21 protein-coding genes and 3 pseudogenes are annotated in these 21,549 nt (G+C 63.8%); 11 read left to right on the top strand and 13 right to left on the bottom strand.

Annotated features, from left to right (window positions below; genetic code table 11):
• A pseudogene (locus tag DID99_RS30755) lies at nucleotides 1-252 on the top strand (virulence factor); the annotation flags it as partial.
• 148 nt (nucleotides 253-400) lie between these two features.
• On the opposite strand, the gene DID99_RS30750 reads toward DID99_RS30755, so the two are convergent.
• The 7 genes from DID99_RS30750 to DID99_RS30715 form a co-directional block, all read right to left on the bottom strand.
• Entirely contained in the window at nucleotides 401-937 is a 537-nt protein-coding gene (locus DID99_RS30750) for a cytochrome P460 family protein (protein WP_124668205.1), read from the bottom strand.
• Nucleotides 937-1,980, bottom strand: coding sequence for an alpha/beta fold hydrolase (locus DID99_RS30745; RefSeq protein WP_124668204.1), 1,044 nt, complete (start codon nucleotides 1,978-1,980; stop codon nucleotides 937-939). The genes DID99_RS30750 and DID99_RS30745 overlap by 1 nt, the downstream gene beginning before the upstream one ends.
• A 287-nt stretch (nucleotides 1,981-2,267) precedes the next feature.
• Nucleotides 2,268-3,548, bottom strand: a complete 1,281-nt coding sequence (locus DID99_RS30735; RefSeq protein ID WP_124668202.1) for an epoxide hydrolase family protein — start codon at nucleotides 3,546-3,548, stop codon at nucleotides 2,268-2,270.
• 172 nt (nucleotides 3,549-3,720) lie between these two features.
• Nucleotides 3,721-4,329 carry a pyridoxamine 5'-phosphate oxidase family protein gene (locus tag DID99_RS30730; protein ID WP_124668201.1) on the bottom strand — a complete coding sequence of 203 codons (609 nt, stop codon included), beginning with the start codon at nucleotides 4,327-4,329 and terminating at the stop codon, nucleotides 3,721-3,723.
• 87 nt (nucleotides 4,330-4,416) lie between these two features.
• Nucleotides 4,417-4,605 carry a hypothetical protein gene (locus tag DID99_RS30725; RefSeq protein ID WP_124668200.1) on the bottom strand — a complete coding sequence of 63 codons (189 nt, stop codon included), beginning with the start codon at nucleotides 4,603-4,605 and terminating at the stop codon, nucleotides 4,417-4,419.
• 10 nt (nucleotides 4,606-4,615) lie between these two features.
• Nucleotides 4,616-5,815 (bottom strand): PLP-dependent aminotransferase family protein, encoded by a 1,200-nt coding sequence (locus DID99_RS30720; protein ID WP_124489285.1) that lies wholly within the window; start codon nucleotides 5,813-5,815, stop codon nucleotides 4,616-4,618.
• Nucleotides 5,816-6,516: 701 nt separating this feature from the next.
• The gene (locus tag DID99_RS30715; RefSeq protein WP_059819600.1) at nucleotides 6,517-6,705 is read right to left on the bottom strand and encodes a hypothetical protein; all 189 of its coding nucleotides are present in this window, start codon (nucleotides 6,703-6,705) and stop codon (nucleotides 6,517-6,519) included.
• 199 nt (nucleotides 6,706-6,904) lie between these two features.
• Here DID99_RS30715 and DID99_RS30710 point away from each other — a divergent pair, with 199 nt between their 5' ends.
• The 6 genes and pseudogenes from DID99_RS30710 (at nucleotide 6,905) to DID99_RS30685 (ending at nucleotide 12,229) form a co-directional block, all read left to right on the top strand.
• The gene (locus tag DID99_RS30710) at nucleotides 6,905-8,251 is read left to right on the top strand and encodes an MFS transporter (RefSeq protein ID WP_044849019.1); all 1,347 of its coding nucleotides are present in this window, start codon (nucleotides 6,905-6,907) and stop codon (nucleotides 8,249-8,251) included.
• A 56-nt stretch (nucleotides 8,252-8,307) separates the two neighbouring features.
• Complete coding sequence (locus DID99_RS30705; RefSeq protein ID WP_124489282.1) at nucleotides 8,308-9,279, top strand: dipeptidase; 972 nt, start codon at nucleotides 8,308-8,310, stop codon at nucleotides 9,277-9,279.
• A 32-nt stretch (nucleotides 9,280-9,311) separates the two neighbouring features.
• Nucleotides 9,312-9,536: pseudogene (locus tag DID99_RS38520) on the top strand (DUF5943 domain-containing protein); the annotation flags it as partial.
• Nucleotides 9,537-9,924: 388 nt separating this feature from the next.
• On the top strand, nucleotides 9,925-10,497 hold the full coding sequence (locus DID99_RS30695; RefSeq protein WP_124668199.1) for a LuxR C-terminal-related transcriptional regulator: 573 nt from the start codon (nucleotides 9,925-9,927) through the stop codon (nucleotides 10,495-10,497).
• Between the two features lie 279 nt (nucleotides 10,498-10,776).
• The gene (locus tag DID99_RS30690) at nucleotides 10,777-11,073 is read left to right on the top strand and encodes a hypothetical protein (RefSeq protein WP_124668198.1); all 297 of its coding nucleotides are present in this window, start codon (nucleotides 10,777-10,779) and stop codon (nucleotides 11,071-11,073) included.
• A gap of 658 nt (nucleotides 11,074-11,731) precedes the next feature.
• The gene (locus DID99_RS30685) at nucleotides 11,732-12,229 is read left to right on the top strand and encodes a hypothetical protein (RefSeq protein WP_124668197.1); all 498 of its coding nucleotides are present in this window, start codon (nucleotides 11,732-11,734) and stop codon (nucleotides 12,227-12,229) included.
• Between the two features lie 384 nt (nucleotides 12,230-12,613).
• Here DID99_RS30685 and DID99_RS30680 read toward each other — a convergent pair whose 3' ends face one another.
• Nucleotides 12,614-12,844, bottom strand: a complete 231-nt coding sequence (locus DID99_RS30680) for a hypothetical protein (RefSeq protein ID WP_124668196.1) — start codon at nucleotides 12,842-12,844, stop codon at nucleotides 12,614-12,616.
• A 926-nt stretch (nucleotides 12,845-13,770) separates the two neighbouring features.
• On the opposite strand from DID99_RS30680, the pseudogene DID99_RS30675 reads away from it, so the two are divergent.
• Nucleotides 13,771-14,080: pseudogene (locus DID99_RS30675) on the top strand (transposase family protein); the annotation flags it as partial.
• Between the two features lie 116 nt (nucleotides 14,081-14,196).
• Here the strand turns inward: DID99_RS30675 and DID99_RS30670 are convergent.
• The 4 genes from DID99_RS30670 to DID99_RS30655 all read right to left on the bottom strand — a co-directional run bounded on the left by DID99_RS30670 (nucleotide 14,197) and on the right by DID99_RS30655 (nucleotide 19,041).
• Nucleotides 14,197-15,369, bottom strand: coding sequence for an FAD-binding oxidoreductase (locus tag DID99_RS30670; RefSeq protein ID WP_124668195.1), 1,173 nt, complete (start codon nucleotides 15,367-15,369; stop codon nucleotides 14,197-14,199).
• 208 nt (nucleotides 15,370-15,577) lie between these two features.
• The gene (locus DID99_RS30665; RefSeq protein ID WP_124668194.1) at nucleotides 15,578-16,729 is read right to left on the bottom strand and encodes a branched-chain amino acid ABC transporter substrate-binding protein; all 1,152 of its coding nucleotides are present in this window, start codon (nucleotides 16,727-16,729) and stop codon (nucleotides 15,578-15,580) included.
• 429 nt (nucleotides 16,730-17,158) lie between these two features.
• Complete coding sequence (locus DID99_RS30660; protein ID WP_124530190.1) at nucleotides 17,159-17,350, bottom strand: CsbD family protein; 192 nt, start codon at nucleotides 17,348-17,350, stop codon at nucleotides 17,159-17,161.
• Nucleotides 17,351-17,505: 155 nt separating this feature from the next.
• Nucleotides 17,506-19,041, bottom strand: a complete 1,536-nt coding sequence (locus tag DID99_RS30655; RefSeq protein ID WP_124668193.1) for a helix-turn-helix transcriptional regulator — start codon at nucleotides 19,039-19,041, stop codon at nucleotides 17,506-17,508.
• 403 nt (nucleotides 19,042-19,444) lie between these two features.
• On the opposite strand from DID99_RS30655, the gene DID99_RS37445 reads away from it, so the two are divergent.
• Genes DID99_RS37445 through DID99_RS30645 form a run of 3 tightly spaced genes read left to right on the top strand, consistent with a single transcriptional unit; the run spans nucleotide 19,445 to nucleotide 20,266 of the window.
• A complete protein-coding gene (locus tag DID99_RS37445) occupies nucleotides 19,445-19,609 on the top strand; it encodes a hypothetical protein (protein ID WP_167357956.1) in 165 nt (54 codons plus the stop codon).
• A gap of 59 nt (nucleotides 19,610-19,668) precedes the next feature.
• Nucleotides 19,669-20,013, top strand: a complete 345-nt coding sequence (locus tag DID99_RS30650) for a BON domain-containing protein (RefSeq protein WP_124668192.1) — start codon at nucleotides 19,669-19,671, stop codon at nucleotides 20,011-20,013.
• A 55-nt stretch (nucleotides 20,014-20,068) separates the two neighbouring features.
• Entirely contained in the window at nucleotides 20,069-20,266 is a 198-nt protein-coding gene (locus DID99_RS30645; RefSeq protein ID WP_044849025.1) for a CsbD family protein, read from the top strand.
• Between the two features lie 227 nt (nucleotides 20,267-20,493).
• On the opposite strand, the gene DID99_RS30640 is transcribed toward DID99_RS30645, so the two are convergent.
• Nucleotides 20,494-21,522, bottom strand: a complete 1,029-nt coding sequence (locus DID99_RS30640) for a DUF1338 domain-containing protein (RefSeq protein WP_124489273.1) — start codon at nucleotides 21,520-21,522, stop codon at nucleotides 20,494-20,496.
• Between the last annotated feature and the right edge of the window lie 27 nt (nucleotides 21,523-21,549).

The raw sequence follows: 21,549 nt of genomic DNA, 5'->3' as shown, positions 1-21,549 counted from the left end.
GGAACCGGCAGCGCATTGACCGATGTCGCACTCGCAATCGGCCGGATCAACCACTTCGGCGGCAACGCCTTGGTCGCAGGCACGACCGGCCCCGAGCACCCCGTCGCGGTCGTCGTCAGACCACCGTCGAAGCTCACCCCGATCGATCCGGACCAAGACTGGTTCCGCGCACGCGGCGGCAACAACGCGTACCTCCCCTGGTGGGGTCGTCGACACGACACCGACTACGGCATGCAAGGCTATTCGTGGTGATGCAAACTACGCGGCGGCGCAATCGTTGGCGACCGGGTTCGCTCCGCCGCTCCACCCGCAATTCGGCACCGGCGATCAGAACGATGGTGAACGGCGAACGGCGTACCCCACACGACACGCATTCGCCGGTTCCGCCACGCTCGCCCCCTCAAGGCGCAAACCGCGTGAACACATAGTCGTGATTCTTCACGCGCGCCTGATGACACGCGAAGCAGGTCTGGTGCTGACCGATATCGGCCGGCACGCCGTTGATGAAGCGCCCGAAGCCCCAGCCGCCCGTCGATGCATAGCGACGCGAATCCTTCACCATCACCTGCACGGTCGTCGCCTGGCCGGGCACCGTTGCCGGCGCGAACTCGTCGGACTGCTTGCGCTTGTACGCGAGCTTCACGAGGATCGCGCCGTCCGGAAACGGCAGCGTCGCCTGTTCGAGCGCGCGGATCGCGACGGGGTTGCCGAGCACCACGCGCAATTCGTCGAGCGGTGCCGCTTCCTCGGCCGGCGCGACCATTTCCCACTTCCGATAGCCGGGCGGAATCGTCACGCCGTAGATCGGCGACGCGGCCGGCTTCGGCCGTTCGGCAAGCGCAGCCGGGCCGCTCACCGACAACGCGCCGGCCAGCAGCACGCCCGCGACGCATGCACGGCGCACGCCGCGCTGCACGACATTAGCGTGTACCCGCATCACAGATGCTCCACTTGCAGGATCGCATCCGCGAACGCCTGCGGCGCTTCCTGCGGCAGGTTGTGGCCGATGCCACCGGTGATCGTCCGGTGCTGGTACTTGCCGGTGAACTTCTTCGCATACGCGGCCGGCTGCGGATGCGGCGCACCGTTCGCGTCGCCTTCCATCGTGATCGTCGGCACGGTGATCGCCGGGCCGGCCGCGAGCCTCCGCTCGATGTCGTCGTATTGCGCTTCGCCCTGCGCGAGCCCGAGGCGCCAGCGATAGTTGTGGATCACGACGGCCACGTGGTCGGGGTTCTGGAACGACGCGGCGCTGCGCGTGAAGGTCTCGTCGGAGAACTGCCACTTCGGCGACGCGAGCTGCCAGATCAGCTTGTTGAACGCATCACGATTCTCCGCGTAGCCGAGCGCGCCGCGCTCGGTCGTGAAGTAGAACTGATACCACCACTGGAGTTCCGCTTGCGGCGGCAGCGGCTTGCGGTTCGCCTCCTGGCTGCCGATCAGGTAGCCGCTCACCGACACCAGCGCCTTCACGCGCTGCGGCCACAGTGCCGCGATGATGTCGGCCGTGCGCGCACCCCAGTCGTAGCCGCCGAACACCGCGCGGTCGATCTTGAGCGCATCCATCAGCGCGACGATGTCGACGGCCGTCACCGCCTGCTGGCCGTTGCGCACCGTGTCGGCCGAGCGGAACGTCGTCGATCCGTAGCCGCGCAGGTACGGCACGATCACGCGATAGCCGGCCGCCGTGAGCAGCGGTGCAACGTCCGCGTAGCTGTAGATATCGTACGGCCAGCCGTGCAGCAGAAACACGACCGGGCCGTTCTTCGGCCCGAGATCCGCATACCCGACGTTCAGCACGCCCGCGTCGATCTGGTGGATCTTGCCGAGCGACGCCGCGCCGGCCGCGCGCTTCGGCGTCGACGAATCGGGCGCCGACTGCGCGCGCGCCAGCGAGCCGAACCCGAGGTCGGCCAGGCTCAGGCTGGCGAGTGTCGTGCCCAGAATCAGGCGGCGGCGGGTGTTGACGGTATCAGGCATGACGCGTTCTCCATTGTCGATCGGTAAGAAAGGGGCCCGCGGCACGTGCGGGCGATGCGGTGTCGCCATTCACGGCGGCGGCGCATCGCACCGCGCCGCCGTGTGAATCGCTTCACCGGTTTTATATCCGAACCGCCCGGACGCTTTGTATCCCAACGTATCTGTGTTCGGGTACGACATACAGCGATTCAAAATCGTGGCGGAAACGGGTGTTCGCGGTCGGCCGCGCGCGACGCGCGACACGAGCCGGCATCGCCACCGGCCCGCGTTTTCCCGTCAAGCCACGCTTACGCGCGACGCAACGGCCGGAACCCGGCACGCACTTCGCGGGCGAACAGTTCCGGCTCCTCCCAAGCCGCGAAATGCCCGCCCTTGTCGACTTCGTTGAAGTAGATCAGGTTGTGATAGCTGCGCTCGGCCCAGCTGCGCGGCGCCTGGTAGATCTCGCCGGGGAACACCGTGATCGCCGCCGGCAGCGAGATGTCCACCGCGTTGAAGTTGTTCGAGTGATCCTCCCAGTAGATCTGCGCGGCGGACGTCGCCGTGTTGGTCAGCCAGTACAACGAAATGTCGTCGAGAATCTCGTCGCGCGGGATCGACCGTTCCGGCACGCCGCCGCTGTAGGTCCACTGCGAGATCTTGTCGTACATCCACGCGGCCTGACCCGACGGCGAATCGGCCAGCGCGTAGCCGACCGTCTGCGGACGCGTGACCATCATCGCCGAGTAGCCGCAGTTGTCGCGATAGAACGTCGCGAGCTTCTCGTACGCGGCCTTCTCCTTCGGCGCCAGCAACGCCGGTGCCGGCGCGTCGGTCTGGAGCAGCGTCGCGATGTCCGGCGGCACCGTCGCCGGCATGTTCACGTGAATCCCGGCCAGGCCCTGCACGCGCTGCATCGCCATCCGGTGCGAGATCACCGAGCCGCAGTCGCCGCCCTGCGACACGAAGCGCGTATAGCCAAGCCGCGCCATCAGCTCGCCCCAGGCACGCGCAATGTGGTCGGAGCCCCAGCCCGTTTTCGCCGGACGCCCCGAGAAACCGAAGCCCGGCAGCGACGGCACGACGACGTGGAACGCATCGTCGGCACTCGCACCGTGCGCGGTCGGGTCGGTCAGCGGGCCGATCGCCTTCAGCAGCTCGAAGATCGAACCGGGCCAGCCGTGCGTCATGATCATCGGCATCGCGTTCGCGTGCCGCGAGCGCACGTGGATGAAGTGAATGTCGAGCCCGTCGATCTCGGTGATGAACATCGGAAAGCCGTTCAGGCGCGCCTCGCCCTTGCGCCAGTCGTATTCGGTACCCCAGTAACGCAGCAGCGCCTGCATACGCGCGAGCCGCACGCCCTGCGATTCGTCGGCGACGGTCTCGCGGCCCGGCCAGCGCGTCGCGGCAAGGCGGCGGCGCAGGTCGGCCAGTGCGTCGTCGGGGATATGGGCGGTGAACGGGCGTATGCCGTTGCCGCCGGTGGCCGCACGCAGCGCGGCGGTGGGCAGCATCGCGGATACCCCGGCGGCCACGGAAGTGGCCAGCAGGTGGCGACGCGTCGGGGAAAACGGTGTGGAAGACATCGTTCGGCATCTCCTTTCGTGAAGTGGAAAGTGAACATGCCGCGCGTCGGAGCGCGCCTTCGCTTTCATTCGGGCGCGCGCCGGTCACGCGGCGTTGCCCATTTGAAAGGTCTGATGTATCCGGGATTTGTCTGACTTGTACGGGTTTGTAGCGGAAACGCGGACGTCGCCGTCAGGGTGCGACCCAACGGCCTTCGTAGCCGTCGTCGTTCACGTCGAACACCGCGCGGCGATGGCCGCCGCGCGCGAGTTCGAGCCAGTCGATGCGCGTCACCGTGACGTGGAGCAGGCAGAAGTTCCGGTAGCCGTCGTCGGTGGCCGATGTGACTCTGGTTGCGCCTGCCGCGACGTGCGCCTCTTCGGGCGACCCGATCGGCGTGCCGGGGCGCAGCGGTGCGCGATACAGCAGCAGCGTATGCGGACGGCTCGATTGCCAGACCGCGCGACGTTGCGCTTCGTCGTCGCAGATCGATGCCACGCCTTCCGCGCGAATCTGCACGAGTGAATCGAGATCGTTCGCGACGATGGCGATACGCGCGTCACGGCGCAATTCCGCGACCTTCTCCGAACGCGCATCGGTATGGAACGACAGCAGGCGATCGGCGCGGCTCACTTGCCGCAACACGATCGTGCGCACCTTCGGCGCACCATCGAGGCCGAGCGTCGCGGCCTGCAGCATCGTGAACGGCGAGCGCTGCGCGCCGACGCCGGACTCGAGGCAGGACCAAAGGCGGTCGTACGTTTCCGTCAGCGATTCGGAGTGGGTGTCGGTGTCGGACATGATGGCGTGGCGATCCTGCGCGATTCGATCGCGACAGCTTAACCGTTTCGGCGACGAGCTTTCCTTGCGAGCCCGCCGCCGCGGGGTTCAGTTGTAGCCGAGGACGGCCGGTGCGGCGTCACGCGTGTCGGTCGACTCCGCGCCGAAGCGGCCGAGTACGTCGGCCACGTACTGCGGCCCCGCGCCGATCTGCGACGACTTGTGCTCGACGGGACGAATATCGGCCATGCCCGGCGCTTGGTCCATCCATGCGGTGTGGTTGATGACGATGTTCATGTGTGTCTCCTCACGCGGCCAGCGCCGCACCATACGCGCGCACGAGGCGCGCCACGCCTTCCCGGATCGCGTCGACATCGGGTGCGGCGAACGACAGCCGCAGCGATGCCGCGTCGACGTTGTCCGCGAAGAACGCCTTGCCCGGCACGAAGACGACCTTGTTCGCGATCGCCTGTTGCAGCAGCACATCCGACGACACCGCGCCGATGCGCGCCCACACGAACATCCCGCCTTCGGGACGATGGAACGTGATCGCGTCGCCGAGACCGTCGCGCAGCGCGTCGCACATCGCGTCGCACTTGCGCTGGTAGGCCGCCGTGATGCGGGGCAGATGGCGTTCGAGTGCGCCGTCGGCGAGATACTCGGCGGCGGTGGCTTGCGTCCACGGCGTGCTGCACAGGTCGACCGTCTGCTTCGCGATCACGCAGCGCCGCGCGATTTCGGCCGGCGCGATCGTCCAGCCCACGCGCAGCCCCGGCGCGACGATTTTCGACAGGCTCGCGAAATGCACGATCCAGTCGCGCGCGCCTTCGACGTCGTTCGCGAGTGCAAGCATCGACGGCACCGGTTCGCCCGCGAAACGCAGGTCGCCGTAGGGATCGTCCTCGACGATCAGGAAACGGTATTGCACCGCGAGGCGCAGCAACTTCAGCCGGCGTTCGCGCGTGAGCGTCGCGCCGGTCGGGTTCGCGAAGGTCGGGACCGTGTAGAGCAGCTTCGGCTGCGCGATCGCGCCGGATGCGAGTTGCGACGCGAGGCGGTCGACGTCGAGCCCTTCGCCGTCGACGGGGATCGTGACGATGCGCGCCTGCTGCAGACGCATCGCCGACAGCGTCGCCGGGTACGCCGGCTGTTCGGTCAGCACGACGTCGCCGGGGCCGACCATCACGCGCAATAGCAGATCGAGGCCCTGCTGCGAGCCGGTCGTGACGAGCAGTTCGGCGGGCGTGCACGTCACGTTGCGGCGCGCCATCAACGCGATCAGTTGCTGCTTCAGTTCGGCGAGGCCGTCGGTCGGGCCGTATTGCAGGCAGCGGACCGGCTGGGCGTATGCGCGTTCGGCGGCGGCGTTCAGGCCGTCGACGTCGAACAGGTCGCTGGCCGGGTAACCGCCGGCGAACGAAATCATCCCCGGCTCGGAGAGGTATTTGAACAGCTCGCGGATCGGCGAACCGGCAGGATTCTGGAATGAGGGCGTGAACGCGTACATGTCGTCGTGAGCTGGATGGCAGCGACGGCCGGGATAGCCGACGGGTGCCGCCCGCCAAGGCGCTTCTGGCGCCAACGGCGGGAATTCGAGCCACGATTGTCGATAGTCATTAACGCTGCGGCAAACGATATCTATGCACTAGGTCTTGCGGTTTGGTCATCAAATGGGCGGCGCTCGCCGTGTTGCTCGGTGGCCCGCATCAACTCCCTTTCCCGCGCTCTCCAGGCAATTCCGAGCGCCCGATCACTTCTCTTCCATTGTCGGCCGTGCCCGTATCCGAGAAGCCGGCGGCTTCAATCACCGATCCCCGAGGCACAAATTGCCATCCGCGATTTTGTATCCCCTGGGATACAAAAATTGATGAAACAGGCACCGATGTAGCCCAATGGCTACAAGATTGCTCAAAGCGATCGATATCGACAACCGATACCCATATGCATCATGTCTTGCGGTTTGATCATCGATTGAGGGACGTGATGCGGCCGTGCCGCGCGCACAAATAGAGTACGTTCGACGGTTTTCGACCGGTACGTGTTGGCGCTTCACGGCGGTTCGCGGCCGTGGCAGTTGTCACAGGTGACTACAGGTGTGCCGCTACATGCGTTGATGGCCGCACGGAAGCGACGCCGCACCTAGCCCCAAGATGCGCGCGCCCCCGAGGCATCTTCCGTCATCGAGCCCCTCGCCGCGAAACTCCCCCATCAGCGGCACACAATATCGACCGCCAGAATCTCATATCCCGGATCGGCGTTCTCGCTTGCCACCTTTTTCGCTTCTTCATACGAAAGAAAGGACATCGCTTCCTCGATCTCCGGTGCCATGCCGATGTCGCCGTCCTCGCCGGTACAGAGGAACTGAAGCCCGGTCTTCACGACATAGATGGTCGTCATGTCTCCCTCCATGGTGTGCATGGGGAACTTCCAGTCTAGCCTCCACGCTCCCTTATTCAACTCCGGCAACGCCGGCCGGCAGCCGCCCCCCGCCCCGCCCCCGATTACCTAGGTAATTGACACGTATGGACCTAGGTAATTGGCGTCCCTACGATGTTTTCGACGCGAACCGAACCACACCTACGAAGAGGACACGACCATGACCACCCAGGACGTCGATACCAGCACGCTACGACGCGTGATCGCCGCAGCCTCGATCGGCAATTTCGTCGAGTGGTTCGATTTCGCCGCATACGGCTTTCTCGCCACCATCCTGACGCGCGAATTCTTTCCGAGCGGCGACCCCACGGTCGGTCTCCTGAAGACGTTCGCCGTCTTCGCGGTGGCCTTCGCATTCCGCCCGCTGGGCGGCCTGGTCTTCGGCGTCATCGGCGACCGGATCGGCCGCAAGCGCACGCTTGCGCTGACGATCCTGATGATGGCCGGCTCGACCACATTGATCGGCCTGCTCCCGACCTACGCGAGCATCGGTTACTGGGCGCCGTTGCTGCTCACGATCATCCGCTGCGTCCAGGGGTTCTCGGCAGGCGGCGAATACGCCGGCGCATGCGCGTACGTGATGGAACACGCACCGCGCCGCCGCCGCGCGTTCTTCGGCAGCTTCGTGCCGGTGTCGACCTTCTCGTCGTTCGCCTGCGCGGCCGTGGTCGCCTATCTGCTCGAATCGTCGCTGTCGTCGCAGGCAATGGTCGAATGGGGTTGGCGCGTGCCGTTCCTGATCGCGGCACCGGTCGGCCTCATCGGCGTGTACCTGCGCGTGAACCTGAATGAAACGCCCGCGTTCCAGGCACTCGAAGGCAAGCACGACATCGCGCATGCGCCGCTGATGGAAACGCTGCGTTCGCAGTCGCTGAATATCCTGAAGCTCGGCGCGTTCGTGTCCGTGACGGCGCTGTCGTTCTACACGTTCACGACGTATTTCGCGACCTACCTCCAAGTGGCCGGGCACCTGTCTCGCGGCACGTCGCTCCTGGTGACGGTGCTCGCCCTCTTCTTCGCCGCGGCCCTGTGCCCGGTCGCCGGCTTCTTCTCCGACCTCGTCGGCCGCCGCGCGACGATCGCCACGACCGGCCTCTTCATCATCGTGTCGGTGTATCCGGCGTTCTCGCTGGGCGGCTCGGGCGTGCTGTCGCAATCGCTGGCCGGCGTCGCACTGCTGGCCATCGGCGCGGTGTTCTCGGGCGTCGTGACGGCACCGCTGATGTCGGAAGTGTTCGCGACGAAAACGCGCTATACCGCATCGGCGATCACGTACAACCTCGCGTACACGATCTTCGGCGGCACGGCGCCGCTCGTCGCCACGTGGCTGATCTCGGCGACCGGGACCAACCTGTCGCCCGCTTATTACCTGATCGCCGTGTCGATCCTGGCGATGATCGGCGGCCTGTCCCTGCCGGAAACGTCGAAGACGGCGCTCGAAGACGCAGGTCCGGCAACCGCGAGAACCGGCCAGTCCGCCAAGCGCGGCGTCGAAGGCGCGGTTTGAGTACACGCCCCGCTCGTGCAAACGGGGCCGACTAAACCAACGCATGGAGAAACACCATGACGAGCCTTCACGACGCCAGCATCATCATTGACGGCCTGAACATCTCCCGCTTCGAGCGATCGGTGTTCGAAGACATGCGCAAGGGCGGCGTCACGGCCGTCAACTGCACGGTCTCCGTGTGGGAAGACTTCCAGAAGACGATCGACAACATCGCGGAGATGAAGCAGCAGATCCGCGAATACAGTGAAATCCTCACGCTGGTGCGCACGACGGACGACATCCTGCGCGCGAAGAAGGAGAACAAGACCGGCATCATCCTCGGCTTCCAGAACTCATATGCGTTCGAGGACAACCTCGGCTATATCGAAGTGTTCAAGGAACTCGGCGTGAATGTGGTGCAGCTCTGCTACAACACGCAGAACCTCGTCGGCACGGGTTCCTATGAACCGGATGGCGGGTTGTCCGGCTACGGCCGCGAAGTGATCCAGGAGATGAACCGCGTCGGCATCATGGTGGATCTCTCGCACGTCGGCGCGAAAACCTCGTCCGACGCGATCGCCTGTTCGAAGAAGCCGGTCACGTACTCGCACTGCTGCCCGTCCGCGCTGAAGGAACATCCGCGCAACAAGACGGACGAGCAACTGCGCGAGATCGCGGAAGCGAACGGCTTCGTGGGCGTCACGATGTTCATGCCGTTCCTGCGACGCGGCGCCGATGCAACCATCGACGATTATCTCGAAGCGATCGAATACGTGATCGACGTGATCGGCGAGGACAAGGTCGGAATCGGCACGGACTTCACGCAGGGCTACAGCACCGAGTTCTTCGACTGGATCACGCACGACAAGGGCCGCTATCGCCGCCTGACGGACTTCGGCAAGGTCGTCAATCCGGAAGGCATCCGCACGATCGGCGAATTCCCGAACCTGACGGCCGCGATGCAACGCGCCGGCTGGAGCGAGTCGCGCATCAGGAAGGTGATGGGCGAGAACTGGCTGCGGGTGTTCGGCGAAGTCTGGAACGGTTGAATCACACGACACGAACCCACCACGCACCCGCCATGCAGCCACAATTGCCGATCGACGTCGATCCGGACACCGGTGTCTGGACCACCGACGCGCTGCCGATGCTGTACGTGCCGCGCCATTTCTTCACGAACAATCATGTCGCCGTGGAAGAGGCGCTCGGCCGCGAAGCCTACGCGTCGATTCTCTACAAGGCCGGCTACAAGTCGGCCTATCACTGGTGCGACAAGGAGGCGAAGCAGCACGGCATCGCCGGCATGGCCGTGTTCGAACATTATCTGAAGCGGCTGTCGCAGCGCGGCTGGGGCGTGTTCAGCATTGCCGAAGCCGATCCGGCGACGTCGCACGCGCGCATCCATCTGCATCACTCGTCCTTCGTGCTGGCCCAGCCCGACAAGCACGGCAAGCTCTGCTACATGTTCGCGGGCTGGTTCGCCGGCGCAATGGACTGGGTCAACGACACCGCGCCCGACACGGCGAGCAGGGGCCCGCGTGCGCATTCGGCCGAACTCCGGTGCGCGGGCGAAGGGCACGACTGCTGCGTCTTTCACGTCGGTTGAATGTGCTGCAAGCGCTACGGCTACAATCCGACAGGAGCGAACCTGCCCGATAGCCTGGGTCCGACCACGGTTCGGACCCGCCGACCCGATGCCGAACATGACCGACACGATGCCAAGCCTCGACTACGAAGATCTCTTCAGGCATCTTCCCGTCGCCGCGATCGTGGCGAAAGAGCGCATCATGATCGACTGCAACGAGAAGGCGCTGCAACTGTTCAGGGCGACCCGCGACGACATCATCGACCAGTCGTTCGCGAAGCTGTATCCGCAGCAGAAGGACTTCGCGACGACCGGCCGTCGCCTCGCGCCGCTGCTCGCGAAGCGTGCGGGGTTCAGCGACGATCGCATCATGCGCCGCGTCGACGGCAGCCATTTCTGGGTCACCGTGTGTGGCTTCGGCTACAACCCGAAGCGGCCTTTCGAGCTGGCCGTCTGGACCTTCACCGACCTGTCGGCCGACGCGAAGCATCCCGACGTCGCCAGCACGTTGACCGAACGCGAGCGCGACGTCGCGGCATTCCTGGTTCACGGGCTCACCAGCAAGGAAATCGGCAAGGAGCTGAACATCAGCCCGCGCACGGTCGATATTCATCGTGCGAGCTTGCTGCGGAAGTACGAGGTGCGCACGACGCACGATCTGATCGCCTGCTTGCTGGCCTGAGCCGCTCGCGCCGGAACCACGCCTCCGGCCTCCCGCTCCGATAAAAAAAGGTTCATCGCAGGAAACCGTGTCGCCTTGCATACAGGTGTCGCCCGCACAAAATGCCAAGATCGTTGCCGACTTGCGTCAGTGGCTGGAACGAACTCTACACCGTCACCGTACTAAACGCGGGGAGCAGGTCACCACACCAAACGAATGAACGCGACGAAGCCACGCGCTGTACGTCGACGCCTGACGAAAGCACAACTTCTCCCGCTACCGACTCGGGATGTGCAGCGCTTGTCGCTCAAGCATCACCGGGCACTAGCTACGCTCCTAACGCGTCGTACCGGCGTCGATTCGATAGCGACGTTATTGAATGTGGTGTATCTCGCCTTCTTTCCTCGAGATCCAGACGACGTCGATCTGTCTCGCTATCGTGAAGCAGGAGATGTTCTGAACGCCATCGTCGCTCGCATGCAAAGGGGGGAATGTGGGCAACCGAGCGAGCATGAGCGGATCGCGCTTGAGCGGGTTGTGATCGAGCACGATGCACAAATGGCGGCCTTAGCGAAATCCCGATTGGTCGACGCATGATCGCGGCTGACACACGTCATTAAGCTCGGCAGCGCCTCTCCGATCGCCGTTGCTGAATAGCGCGACCTCACTTTCAGACTCGCTCAAGCCGGTAGCCATGGGCATAGATGGACGAAGGCCGATAGTCATCAGCGTCCGGGCCATTGGCCCTACGTGGCTGGTTGCAGAACCGCAGTCCTTCACCTTTTCATATGTACCAGCGCGGCATTGCAGCGTGTATCAACGTCGAAATCGATTGAGCTTGTGCTCGACGAGGGAGCTATTGTGAAATGTCAAGGATTGCAAAGTACCCGTCGATTTCATTGCACCTATCTTACGTAGTGCTATACCTTATCAAAGAGAGGGTGCCGCGAATTACCCTCTTTCATTTTAGAAATAACAACTTCTTAATTCGAATTGGGGGCGGACAATTTCTTTCTTACTGCCATGGCGTTAGATCTGTCGTACCGGCGATGAAGTTGATGTCGGTCGACGATTCGTCGATCGAGAATAATAATTATGGGAGTCCACATGCAAAATGGCTGGGGCCGATACTATCCAGGGGTCTAATACCCCGACGTTCGATCAAATTGTCGTTCGTATTTTCATGCAACCGTCTGGTGCAAGACAAATTTCACTTCCATTATGATGGTTGAATGAACCATTCAGGGTCAAATATATGAAAACGTTGATTTCGCTTTTTGCAATTTCAATTCTGGCAAGCACCACAGCCTGTACGCAAATGCCGTCAAGCAGCGGTAATCAAATGGATAAATTTTCACCGAGCTATGTCAGGCAACACATTGTTGTAGGAAAAACCACGAAGGCCGATGTGGTTGCGCTATATGGAGATTCAAATTCCAAGCAAACGAAAGATGATGGCAGGGAAACTTGGTATTACAATGAAAGTACCGCATCGACTCCAAATGTAATGGAACGCATGGGAGGGATGCTTAGTGGAATTACTTCCGGTTTATCTCAAATGGGTTTATCTACGGCTCAAAATACAGTGGGCGCCGTTAGTGATCAAGTTAATGGCGCAAATAGAAGGGTTAACGGTGCCAAAACGATCGCGACTTCCGCTCAGGATGGGAAGGCAGCGAAAGAAAATGGATATGCGCGCCAGTTGTTCATTGACTTTAGCAATAAAGGCATTGTTACTCATTGGTGGAATTAAAATCCATTAACGATGGTCTAAAAATCTCCACCAAACAAAGGGCGACAGAGGAAATCTGATGAGGCCTGCCGATTGTTGACGATAGCCAGATGCCGACTGACCGGTTTTATGCCTCATCTGTGGTGTAGATGTTGTAGCTGATCGGAAGACATCGGATCATCAAATGCAACGCCATCGGAACCAGCACTCCGTCGCCCACAATTCCGACGAATGGAACCGCGAAATTGAAAGGGTTGGCCGCGTACAACGCGACCAAAGCGACGGCGGGAAGCAACATGGAACTGTTCGCTCACGCGGGTAAGTTCGCATTACTGCAAAGCCGTCGCAGGGAAATGCCTGTCCGCATCAAGACAAGTCTGATGCTAAACGCACATGCATCATGCGTTACTTGGCGGCCGCGGAATTCGGCTGCATACTAGCCGAACATTTCTTGGCAGTTATCGCAGGAACCTGCTGATCCAATCCATCCTTGTCGATTCGACGGATGACCGTCGAGCAAGCACGACGCTCAGTGTCCAGAAACACGTCATAGTCCTGCCCGGCAACCGGCGTAAATGTTACCGGCGGCACTTTGCAGCCAATCGTTCCACCATACTGACCCGTGTAGATACTCATCGCCAGTGCCAACGTAATTGGCCTATCAGCGGGTACGACATACTCCCGAATTTGGTCCCGGCCAAAGAGACTTTCAACGCGCATTCCCTTGCGGGGGCTCGGGGGCATCCCAATTACGACGCTACGCGACGAATAGTTCCACGACGATACGAAACCGTCATTGGCTTTCACCGCGCCCTGATCGGATGAGGGTTCGTCGCAGTCTCCTTGCCAGAACGTAACACTCTTTTCCGGGCCGTTCGCCGAGAGGACCCTCATTCTCGCCGACGTTGCGGGATCGTACGTGGGATTTTCCGTATCGACGTTGTGATGCGGCGGTATTACGTAGGCGCACGCGCTCAGAAGCAAAGCGCAGGGTATCGCGCGTACGGTGCTTCGTGCAATCGCTTTATACATTGGGGATCCCGCAAGAATAGTCTTTGAGCTAGCTCGCCGCTTATAAGTGGACGGGCATCGTGCAGTACAACAGATTACTAAAATGAGACTGCACGAGCAGCGTCAGATAGGCAAGCCTTCGATCCGTGATTTTGCATTGATTTACAAGCCTTTCCGACCGGCTGTCGTTTCACCATGCTCTACTGGCCATTCAAGCGGCGTCATACGTCTCGTGATAGCCTGCCGCCGCCGCTGCTGATGACGACGCGCTCGCGGCCGACGCGGTCACGCGTGAGATCAGCGGGTCTGCGTTCAGCGTGATTGGCGCAGCGATACCGCGCGTTTGGGCGTATGCGATGGGGATTTCAACTCATCGGCTACAGTGCAGACGGTGCTGGAGAAAGTTCTAATCTCTAGACACGTGTTCGTGTCTCGCGGCAAGCGAGGTGACTTGCTGAGGTGCTTATATTTGGTTCATCGCAGGAAACCGTGGAGGGTTTTCGAGCGATTGCATAATCTGACACCTGATTTTGAGGAAGTCGGAGGAAGAATTGCTCGATCGCAAGGCACTGCAAGCACTGGGCTGCTGGACAGCTATCGGCTATATCGAGTGGAGTGGCCGCAAGGCGATAGCCGCACGCTGTCGCTCTACCTGAAGCCGGTCAGCAAGGTCATGTACTGCGAGCAGTCGGGTGCACATTACCAGCAGATTCATGAAACGACCGTACGGCGGGTACGTGATCTGCCGTTGTTCGAGTACCGGGTGGTGCTGCACGTGCCCCGACGCCGGGTCTGGTGCGAACGCTGCGGTGGCCGACGCTGGAGAAGCTTGACTGGCCGGGCCGCTACCAGCGGGTGACAGAGCACGGTGGCCGCTTGCTCTGCGATGAACCCAAAAAAAGCCCGGCAAAGCCGGGCCAATCAGATTGAGACACAAGGAGAATCCCGCCCACCACACACCGGGCGGTCACGCCGCGCTACACGACGTTCTTTTCGACGATCGGCCGGTTTTCGAGCACACGCTCCCAGCCGAGCGACGACAGGTCGAGCGATTCGTATCGCCCGCCCAGGATCAGCTCGCTCACTCCACGCCCGGTCGCGGGCCCTTGCTGCAGCCCGTGCCCGCTATACCCGTTCGCGAACACGACGTTGTCGAGCTCGGGGTGATACCCGATGATCGCGTTGTGATCGAACACGTTGTACTCGTAGTACCCGGACCAGCAGTTCTCCACGCGCAGCGCCTCGAACGCCGGCACGCGATTCGCGAGCGTCGGCCAGATCACCTCGTCGAACAGGTCGTGATCGACCTCGTCGAGCGGCAGGTCGTCGGGGTCGCGATCGGGGCTCGGCGACGTCCCGCAGATGTACGTGCGTCCTTCCGGCCGGAAATACACACCGGTCGGATCGATCAGCAGCGGGCAATCGGTGAGCTTCGCCGGCGACGACACGTTGAAGATGCTGCGACGCCGCGCGTACACGGGAATGTCGATGCCCATCATCGACGACAGCGTGCGCGTCCACGCACCGGCCGCGTTGACGAGCGTGTCGCATGCGTAGCGCTCGCCGTCGTTCGTCACCACGTGCGTGATCTTGCGACCATCGCGCACGACGCCGGTCACATCGGCCGGCACATACCGCGCGCCGAGCGCCTGCGCCTTCTTGCGCAGCGCCTGCACGAGCCCGTACCCGTCGAACCACCCTTCGCCGCTCGCGCCATAGGCGCCCGACACGAGATCGTCGACGTTCAGCCAGGGAAACTTCGCGCGCAGCGCGTCGCAATCCATCAACCGGATATCGGCGCCGAGCTTCGTCTGCAGCGCGTGGTTCTCGCGCAGCGTCGCGTCACCAGCCGGCGTCGCGAGAAACAGGTAGCCGCCTTCATGCAGATCGATCGACGGCCGCGTGCCGTCGACTTCGAGCCGCTCGCCGATCGTGCGCAGGAAGTCGATCCCGAACAGCGACATCTCGATCGACAGCGGCGTCGAGAACTGCTGGCGAATCGACGCGGCCGACAGCGCCGACGACGATTTCGCATAGGTGGGATCGCGTTCGATGACGGTGACGGACACCGTCGGATCGGTAGCGCGCAGGAAATAGGCGATCGAGCTGCCGATCACACCACCGCCGACGATGACGACTTGAGAACTCACGACTGACTCCAGTTGCACGTGAAAGGCGCGGCCGGCCGGCCGCGCCCGAAGGTTGTTCGTGCCGCGTCGCGCGCGGCGCCGTGCGCGGCAGACCGTGCCCCCGGCGAGTCGCCCCGACATGCGCCGCGATCGGATCCGATCGCTGTGGCTATTTCAGCACGTCCGGGCTCGCCGCGAAAGTCCGCGCGCATTCGGGTAATTCGGGTACTCAGTCCGCCGTTTGCGTGGTGACGGGCTGCCATGCGGCGTTCTTCACTTCATACAGCGTCGAGCTCGGGTTCTTCAGGTCACCCGTGTTCGTGAACGCGATCGTGCCGGTGATGCCGTCGTACCGCGTGCCCTTCAGCGCGCCGTTGAAATCGGCCGGCTTCGTCGAGTTCGCCTTCTGCATCGCGTTGATCGCGATCCACGTCGCGTCGTACGCGAACGGCGCATACGCGAGCATGTCGACGCCGTACTTCTGCTTGAATTTCGTTTCGAACTGCTTGCCCTTCGCGAGACGCGACAGCGGCTGTCCGTACTCCCACACCGACGCGCCTTCGGCCGCATTGCCCGCGAGCCTGATGAAGTTCGCGTTCATCACGCCGCCGCCGGCCAGGAACTGCGCGCGGATGCCGAGCTGGCGCATGCGCTTGACCAGCATCGCGGACTGCGCGTCGAGGCCGCCGAAGAACACCAGGTCGGCATTCGTGCTCTTGATCTTCGTGAGCTGCGCGCTGAAGTCGACGGCCTTGTCGTTCGTGAATTCGCGTGCGACGATCGTGCCGCCGTTCGACTTCGCGGCCTTCTCGAATTCGTCGGCTTCGCCCTGTCCGAACGCGGTGCGGTCGTCGATGATCGCGATGCGCTTCGCCTTGGTCACGCTCGCCGCATACGCACCGGCATTGCCGGCGTTCTGCGCGTCGGTCGCGATCACGCGGTACACGGTGCCGAGCCCGGCGCGCGTGATGTCGGGATTGGTCGCCGACGGCGTGATCATCGGAATGCCGGCCTTCGCGTAGATCTTCGACGCGGGCAGCGTCGTGCCCGAGTTGAAGTGGCCGATGACGACGGCCACCTGCGCGTCGGTCAGCTGCTGCGCGGCCTGCACGCCGATGCGAGGATCGCTCTGGTCGTCCTGCGACGCGACGACGAATTTCACCGGCTTGCCGCCGATCGTCGGGTGCGCGGCGTTCGCCTCGTCGACGGCCATGCGCACGCCGTTCTCGATGTCCTTGCCGTACGCGGCGCCGCCGCCGGTCAGCGGCACGGCAACGCCGACCTTGACGACGGTTTCCTGCGCATGGGCCGCGCCCGTCTGGAACGCGAGAATCGCAGCGGTCAATGCAATGCCGGAAAGCGAACGAATGCGGAACGTCATCGGCCAATCCTTCTTCTGTGGGTCGGGATGCGACGCGCGACCATCGCGCGCCGGCGACCTCCCGCGTGCCGGTGATTTTTTCTGTCGCCGGGGGCATCGCTCATGGCGCATCGCCTGCCGGTCGATCACCGCGGTTCCGTCTCCGGGGAACCTGTCAGCGCGAAAGAGGTGAACCGATTGTGGGTAGCCAATACGCGTGCAGCAAACGAAATATCGGAACTATGTTGTGAGGAATTGTCATCAAGTGCCCGTGCCACCGATCCGCGGCCCACGCGACGGCGGCCTGGAAGCGAACGCATCGAGCGGAATGGGCGCACGTACCGTTGCCCCAAGGCCGCGCCGGGTCATGCCGATGGAGAATCATCGCCGTGCCGCACGGCGGCAACGCAGCGCACCTCGCGCGATTCGATCAATGGCGCCCGGTGCCGCTCAATGCCGGTCGGTGCCCGTCTGCTTGCGCACCGCATCGGCCGCCTCGCCGGCCTGCTCCTGACGCTTGCCGGCCTGCTGCTCCGCCACGCCTTCCGCTTCCGTCTCGCGGTCGCCCGTCACCTTGCCGAGCGCTTCCTTGACCGAACCCTTCACCTGTTTGAGCTTGCCTTCGATGCGATTCCTGTCCATGGTCGTCTCCTGCGATGAGTTGGGGAGAGAGACAGCGGCACGGCAGCCCGCGCCGCACCGCCGAGTGGACAGGATCGCAGCCGCGCGCCGCGCGCGGCAGATGCGGATGCACCAGCCTGCATGGTGCATTCGCACCGATGGCCCGACGGCCGGCGTCAGTTCTTGCCGTCCTTGTCGGCAGCTTTCTCGCCTCGCGCACCGTTCGTGTCGGACGTGCCGACAATCCCGCGCTCGCGCGCCCACACGATCGCCTCGCCGCGGCTATGCACGTCGAGCTTCGCGTAGATCGTCGCGACGTGATTGCGGACCGTGTTCGGCGCGAGCCCGAGACGGCCGGCGATCTCCTTGTCGGCGAGGCCGTGACACAGCAGGTCGAACACGTCGCGCTCGCGCGCGGTAAGGTCCGACAGCTGCGCGCCCGCGTCCGGCGCATTCGCGCGCCGCACGTTCGCCAGTTTTTCGATCAGCGTGCGGCTGAACCACGACGCATCCTGCATCGCGGTCTCGATCGCATAGACGAGTTCCATCTCGGTGCGCTTGCGATCGCTGATGTCGAGCAGCGCGATCAGCAGGCAATCCTGCCCGTGAATCGCGACCGGCTCGGCCGACACGACGCAATCGCGCACGTCGCCGTCGCGCGTCCGGATCTGCACATCTGCATTGCGCACGTTGCCGTCGCGCGCGAGTTGCGTGTCGATGCACTGCCGTGCGCCGCGTTCGGCCCACAGGCCGATCTCGTCCGCGGACTTGCCGAGCAGGTCGTCGCGCGCATGGCCGGCCATCCCGACGAACGCATCGTTCACGTCGAGCAGCACGAAACCGTCGGCCGTGACGATCGCGGTCGCGACCGGCGCCATCCGGAACGCCTTCGCGAAGCGCTCCTCGCTCTGCCGCAGCGCGAGCTCGGCCTGCTTGCGCGGCTCGAGATCCATGAACGTGAACAGCATGCACGGCTCGCCGTTCATGTCGATCGGCTGCCCGGCGACCACCACCGCCTTCGTGCCGCCGTCCGCGCGCTTGAGCACGGCCTCCATCTGCGGGATCGTCGCGCCCTCGCCCAGCCGCTCGATCGCGAGTTCGCGCCGCTCGGCCTGTTCGAGCACGTCGAGTTCGTAGACGGAGCGGCCGAGCACGTCGTCGCGCGCATGGCCCGTCATCTCGAGGAAGCCTTGATTGACCTTCACGTAGCGCAGGTCGTCGAGCCGGCAGATCACGGCCGGCGCCGGGTTCGCGTTGAACGTGCGCTCGAAGCGGTCCTCGGCGCTCGCCCATTCGGTCGCATCGTGCAGCACGAGCGCGAGACAGTCGGGCTCGCCGGCCGCGTTCGTCAGCACGAGGCTGCGGATCCGGTGAACCCAGCTCACGTTCTCGTCGGCCGCCGATTCGACTTCGACCGTCACGTCGCTGAACTCTTCGCCCGCGATCACGCGGTCCATCGGATAGTGGCCGTCGCGCACCGGACGGTTGTTCCGGTAGCGCAGCCGGAAGCGCTCGCGATACTCGGTGACGTCCGCGCCGAGCGCGTCGAGCTCGGTCACGCCGTGCATCGCGAGCGCGGCCTCGTTCGCCCATACGATGCGCTGGTCGGGTTCGATGAGGATCACGCCCTCGGTGAGCCCCGCGATGATCTGATGCAGCTGGCGCCGGTCGGTATGCGACTTGAGCACCTGTTCGTTGACTCGTTCGTCCATTGATCGGTGGTCCACGTGGTCGATATTGTTGCCGGGCGGGTCGCCGCCGCGCCGATAAGCGCCGACATGTGCGGCCGGCGCGCGCCGCGATGATCGCGTGCGGTCGACGCGGTCGACGCGGTCGAGAGGCACGGATGTACCCTGCGCAATAGTACATTCGCATGCCGCGCCGCCTGCGTGCGCCGTCCCGCCAAGCGGCGCGCGGCGCGCCTCCCGCGTCTGTCGTCCCGCATCGCGCGTGTCACGACGCATTTCCCGTTCCCGCTTCCCCGTTCCGTCCCCGTGCAAACGCACTAGCCGATCCGGTGAATTTGCGCGATGCCCGCGTGCGTTCGCGCCGGTACGCTGGTACTGCATCGGCGCTCACGCGCTGCCCTTCCATACCGCAGAGGAGGACCAACTGATGAAGCTGCATCAGACACCCGATCCGACGCGGCCCGAGCCGGCTCCGGACAATCCGCCCGAACCGTCGCCCGGCACCGATCCGCCGGTGCCGCTGCCGCCCGACGTGCCGCGCCCGGACATGCCGCCGCGCGAGCCCGGCTACGACACGCCGATCGCGCGATGACGCGCGGCGCGCCTGCACCGACTCGCCCATCCATCACGTCAATCGAAGGAGCACATCCCATGAACAAGACCTCGAACCTGTCGGCGTTGCTCGCCGTCAGCGCGGCGTTCCTGCTTTGCGCCGCCCCGCTCACGAACGCACAGGCGTCGTCGTCCGACGACGGCGTGAAGACGGAATCGAACCAGCCCGTGACTGACACGTGGATCACGACCAAGGTGAAGAGCGAACTCGCGACCACCGAGGGCGTGAAGAGTACGCACATCAGCGTGAAGACGGTCGACGGCGTCGTCACGCTGACGGGCGTACTGCCGTCGCGGGTCGCGGTGAAGAAGGCCATCGCCGCGACGCGCTCGATCAAGGGCGTGAAGCACGTCGACGCAGCCGGCCTGAAGGCGAAGGCCTGAGCTATCACGCGGCCGCGTGCCGCACTTTTTTCTCCCCTTATGACAGGAGCGCATCATGAACGAGGACAAGATCAAGGGTCAATGGAAGCAGCTGACCGGCAAGATGAAGGCGAAGTGGGGCAAGCTGACCGACGATGACCTGAAGGTCGCCGAAGGCAACCGCGACTACCTCTCCGGCAGGATCCAGGAGCGTTACGGGATTGCGCGCGACGAAGCCGAGAAGCAGTTGAAGGAATTCGATCGCGAGCTGTAACGCGCCGGTCGTCTCACCCCGCCGCGGCGCATCCCGCGTCGCGGCCATGAAGAGGACAACGACATGGGCAAGTATCTGATCGCCTGGCTGCTCGGCGTACCGATCGGCGTGCTGCTGCTGTTCTATCTGGTGACGCACCTGTTCTGACGATCGCGGCGCCCATTCAACGCAAACGGGCCGGTGGCTATGCTCAGCCACCGGCCCGTTTTTTTCGCGCGGCGTCGCGCTTACTTCGCCGCGTTCGCCGTCATCTTGAAGATGCCCTGCGCGTTGCCCGCATCGAAACGCAGGTCGGTCACCCAGCGGCGCGCCGCCTGGTCGAACGTGCGACGGCGCGTGATGAACTCGTAGAACGAGCCCGGCACGTTGCGCTTCACCGTGCCGCCGTCGCGCGTGCGGAACTCGCGCTCGACGATGTCCGCGCGATACGCGGTCTGGAACACACGGCCCGAACGCGAGCGCTCGACTTCCGGCTTCATCGGCCGCCCCTTCGCCTTCTCGTCGTCGGACAGCTTGAACACGTCGGCCACGCGATCGGTCGCATGGTTGAACGCGTTGCCTTCGGTCGCGATCCACGCCATCTCGGCCGATTCGAGCAGCAGCGTTTCGTAGTCGAGTTCGTTCGGCAGGTCGTGCTGGCGCGCGAACGCACCGACGATCTCGGGCAGCAGCGCATGCGCGGCGTCGAGCGACAGCCAGCCTTCGCGCTCGATCTCCCACAGGAGCGCGACGGCCGCCGGCGACAGCGGATCGCGCGACGAACTCACGACGTTCGTCACGGCCTGCTGGAATTCCTTCGAGAAGCGCTCCGGATGCAGTTCGCTGACGAAGAACTGCGCGATCTCGTCCGGCGCGTCTTCGTGCGCATACGCGCGGCCGGTCATGCCGAGCTTGTCGAGCGGATAGCGGCCGTTCAGGCGGAAGCCGAGCGGACGCAGGATGCGCGTGAACGCGGCTTCGCCCGGCGGCAGCGCGCCCGTGTGCGGCCAGCGCACCGTGCGCAGCGCGCCGTGGTCGAAGTAGACCGAGCCGCCGTTTTCGATGGCATCGGCCGTATATGCGCGGCCGTTCGCCGAACGTTCGAGCAGCCCTTCGAACAGCGCCATGTTCATCGCCTGCGCGATTTCCGCGCGCGTGACGACGTCGGTTTCCCATTCGTCGAGGATGGCCGGCATGTTCAGGGTCGCGAACAGGGCGTCGGTCTTCGCCTGTCCCAGCAGCTTCGTCAGCAAGCTCTCGATATTCGGATTGCGCATCAGGATTCTCGTGTTCGGGGGACCGCC

The sequence above is a fragment of the Burkholderia sp. Bp8986 genome (assembly GCF_003854225.1).
Taxonomy (GTDB): domain Bacteria; phylum Pseudomonadota; class Gammaproteobacteria; order Burkholderiales; family Burkholderiaceae; genus Burkholderia.
This window is presented reverse-complemented; position numbering and strand designations above follow the sequence as displayed.

Excerpts from the sequence above, each read along its gene's own strand:
- DID99_RS30695 (WP_124668199.1), top strand. The coding sequence starts at position 9,925 with ATGCCGAACATGACCGACACGATGCCAAGCCTCGACTACGAAGATCTC.
- DID99_RS30725 (WP_124668200.1), bottom strand. The coding sequence starts at position 4,605 with ATGAACATCGTCATCAACCACACCGCATGGATGGACCAAGCGCCGGGC.
- DID99_RS30730 (WP_124668201.1), bottom strand. The coding sequence starts at position 4,329 with ATGTCCGACACCGACACCCACTCCGAATCGCTGACGGAAACGTACGAC.
- DID99_RS30685 (WP_124668197.1), top strand. The coding sequence starts at position 11,732 with ATGAAAACGTTGATTTCGCTTTTTGCAATTTCAATTCTGGCAAGCACC.
- DID99_RS30680 (WP_124668196.1), bottom strand. The coding sequence starts at position 12,844 with ATGAGTATCTACACGGGTCAGTATGGTGGAACGATTGGCTGCAAAGTG.
- DID99_RS30645 (WP_044849025.1), top strand. The coding sequence starts at position 20,069 with ATGAACGAGGACAAGATCAAGGGTCAATGGAAGCAGCTGACCGGCAAG.
- DID99_RS30640 (WP_124489273.1), bottom strand. The coding sequence starts at position 21,522 with ATGCGCAATCCGAATATCGAGAGCTTGCTGACGAAGCTGCTGGGACAG.
- DID99_RS30650 (WP_124668192.1), top strand. The coding sequence starts at position 19,669 with ATGAACAAGACCTCGAACCTGTCGGCGTTGCTCGCCGTCAGCGCGGCG.
- DID99_RS30745 (WP_124668204.1), bottom strand. The coding sequence starts at position 1,980 with ATGCCTGATACCGTCAACACCCGCCGCCGCCTGATTCTGGGCACGACA.
- DID99_RS30720 (WP_124489285.1), bottom strand. The coding sequence starts at position 5,815 with ATGTACGCGTTCACGCCCTCATTCCAGAATCCTGCCGGTTCGCCGATC.
- DID99_RS30735 (WP_124668202.1), bottom strand. The coding sequence starts at position 3,548 with ATGTCTTCCACACCGTTTTCCCCGACGCGTCGCCACCTGCTGGCCACT.
- DID99_RS30655 (WP_124668193.1), bottom strand. The coding sequence starts at position 19,041 with ATGGACGAACGAGTCAACGAACAGGTGCTCAAGTCGCATACCGACCGG.
- DID99_RS37445 (WP_167357956.1), top strand. The coding sequence starts at position 19,445 with ATGAAGCTGCATCAGACACCCGATCCGACGCGGCCCGAGCCGGCTCCG.
- DID99_RS30750 (WP_124668205.1), bottom strand. The coding sequence starts at position 937 with ATGCGGGTACACGCTAATGTCGTGCAGCGCGGCGTGCGCCGTGCATGC.
- DID99_RS30710 (WP_044849019.1), top strand. The coding sequence starts at position 6,905 with ATGACCACCCAGGACGTCGATACCAGCACGCTACGACGCGTGATCGCC.
- DID99_RS30705 (WP_124489282.1), top strand. The coding sequence starts at position 8,308 with ATGACGAGCCTTCACGACGCCAGCATCATCATTGACGGCCTGAACATC.
- DID99_RS30660 (WP_124530190.1), bottom strand. The coding sequence starts at position 17,350 with ATGGACAGGAATCGCATCGAAGGCAAGCTCAAACAGGTGAAGGGTTCG.
- DID99_RS30665 (WP_124668194.1), bottom strand. The coding sequence starts at position 16,729 with ATGACGTTCCGCATTCGTTCGCTTTCCGGCATTGCATTGACCGCTGCG.
- DID99_RS30715 (WP_059819600.1), bottom strand. The coding sequence starts at position 6,705 with ATGACGACCATCTATGTCGTGAAGACCGGGCTTCAGTTCCTCTGTACC.